At 58.8% G+C, this 1,838-nt stretch carries 3 protein-coding genes; 1 reads left to right on the plus strand and 2 read right to left on the minus strand.

Annotation, left to right across the window (positions count from 1 at the left end):
• Nucleotides 1-203 (plus strand): hypothetical protein (locus ACQY6C_RS14750; protein WP_427970043.1); only part of this gene is annotated, 203 nt, incomplete at its 5' end.
• Between the two features lie 107 nt (nucleotides 204-310).
• Here ACQY6C_RS14750 and ACQY6C_RS14755 read toward each other — a convergent pair.
• Together ACQY6C_RS14755 and ACQY6C_RS14760 are read right to left on the minus strand one after the other, a co-directional pair.
• The gene (locus ACQY6C_RS14755; protein WP_427970045.1) at nucleotides 311-874 is read right to left on the minus strand and encodes an RNA polymerase sigma factor; all 564 of its coding nucleotides are present in this window, start codon (nucleotides 872-874) and stop codon (nucleotides 311-313) included.
• Nucleotides 875-880: 6 nt separating this feature from the next.
• Nucleotides 881-1,327, minus strand: coding sequence for a Spy/CpxP family protein refolding chaperone (locus ACQY6C_RS14760; protein ID WP_427970047.1), 447 nt, complete (start codon nucleotides 1,325-1,327; stop codon nucleotides 881-883).
• Nucleotides 1,328-1,838 lie beyond the last annotated feature (511 nt).

Below are 1,838 nucleotides of genomic sequence, written 5' to 3' on the forward strand. Positions count from 1 at the left end.
CCGTGGATGAAACCGATTCTCCGGTGGCCGAGCGACAGAAGGTATTCGGTCATCGCGAACGCACCGCCATTTATTGGGGGTTGCGCCGTTCCTCCTACAGGATGAGCTGCAATCGCCAACTGGCCATTTCGCAGCCTGCAATGTGGAACCGGGATCAAAGCGCCAACCGATTCGAGTCGGTCAACACAAACCCTTTCGGCTAGTGTGGATGTCCGCCCGGCTCGGGAGCAATCGTCTGGCGGTTCTTTGTGTCATAGACCGGGTTGTTCGACCGTAGCGAGAATCGAAATGCTCTTCGCGCTCGCGAGACTTATTCCTTGAGCAGTTCCGACAATCTTTTCCGTGCACGATAGATACGCGTTTCGACAGCTTTGCGGCTGATCCCCAGCACTTCCGCAACCTCTTCCTGACTCATGCCTTCGATCGAGCATAACAAAAGCGGACCAGAAAGTGATGCGGGAAGTCGAGCCAGGGCCGCCCTGATTTGCTCTACGCCCATTTCAGCGGCAAGCGCTTCTTCCGGGTTGAATGCCGGATCGGCGATGCTGCTTGCTTCGTCCAGCGGGCGTGCGAAGGTGAAAAACCTGCGGACGGCGCGCTTGCGCCCCCAATCGCGGCACTTGTTGACCGCTATCGCCAACAGCCATCTTCGGAACGGGCGTGCAGGATCATAGCGTTTCAGGGCGGCGAAGGCTGACACAAAGCATTCCTGCGTGAGGTCGAGCGCTTCCTCGTCATGGCCGACATGCCCTCGAACGAAGCGGAACACGGATGCGCGATGGCGACCCATCAACCAGACATAGCCCTGCTCGCGCCCGCCAAGGGCTGCGGCGACTGCGCTGGCATCATCCGGAAAGTCTGCCCCCGCGGCCACAACCGCTCACTCTTGCGGTGTTTCGGTCAACGTAGCTGCAATGGCTTCGTCGAATATGCGGGCCTGGTCGGGCCGCAAGACGGCACGCATCGCGAAGACATGGCTGAGCGTCGCCTTCTGCAATTCGCCCATTGCCGTATGAGATTTGTCGACCGCCTGCTCCACTGCCGGTCCGTATCCATGCTCACTGGCAATGGCCCGCGCCAGTTCGGCATTCGACTTCCGTAACTCCTGGTTCAAAGCCGCGCGGCGCTGCCTGAACTGCGCCTCGAGCACGTCTATCTGTTGCTCTTGCACTTCGTCCAGATCCAGCTGCTCATGCATCAATGTGTGCAAACGACCTTCGTCTGCATGGTGACCCACAGGCAGACTGCGGGCAATCCACAATCCTGCGATTGCAGCGAGCACTGCGATCAGGGCAATGACGAGGTAACGGAATGCAAACCTGGACATCAATCAGCCAACAGATGCGAAGGCGCCGCCAAGGGAGTCCCCAACAGAGGTTCAGCAACGGCAGGCGACGGATTGCCAATTCCCGCCGACAGTCCGATAAAGCCGGCCAGAATCGCTGCCAGGGCCATTCCACGGTGCGAAAATTGCCGATCACGTCGCGATTGCAGCCCGCCCAGAACGGTCGCGTCTATTGCCTCGAGCCCGGCAGGCAGGGCCTCGTCCCGCAAGGCCACAAGCATTGAGTCTATGTCGGTCATGACATTCCCCGGATAAGTCCTGTTCGCTCACTATACGCACAAGCGCATCAAATCCCTCACGCGAATATGCATTTCAACCCGGTCCGGTTTGGCGTTCAGTCGCGAGGTGCTGTCAGTCACCCCACGCTAGATCCGGTTCCGACTGCTCCCCAATTTCACATAGATCGCATTATCATCCTGGCGTGTCTTTGGCGCGATCTCGCCTCTTGCAGATAGCTGAGCCTTTCCTGCACATTCCATTGGACTTCGCAGTC

The sequence above is a fragment of the Altererythrobacter sp. genome (assembly GCF_050299635.1).
In the GTDB taxonomy this organism is placed as follows: Bacteria; Pseudomonadota; Alphaproteobacteria; order Sphingomonadales; family Sphingomonadaceae; genus Erythrobacter.

Bases quoted from the DNA above. Each gene is read 5' to 3' on its own strand.
- ACQY6C_RS14760 (WP_427970047.1), bottom strand. From the start codon at position 1,327: ATGTCCAGGTTTGCATTCCGTTACCTCGTCATTGCCCTGATCGCAGTG.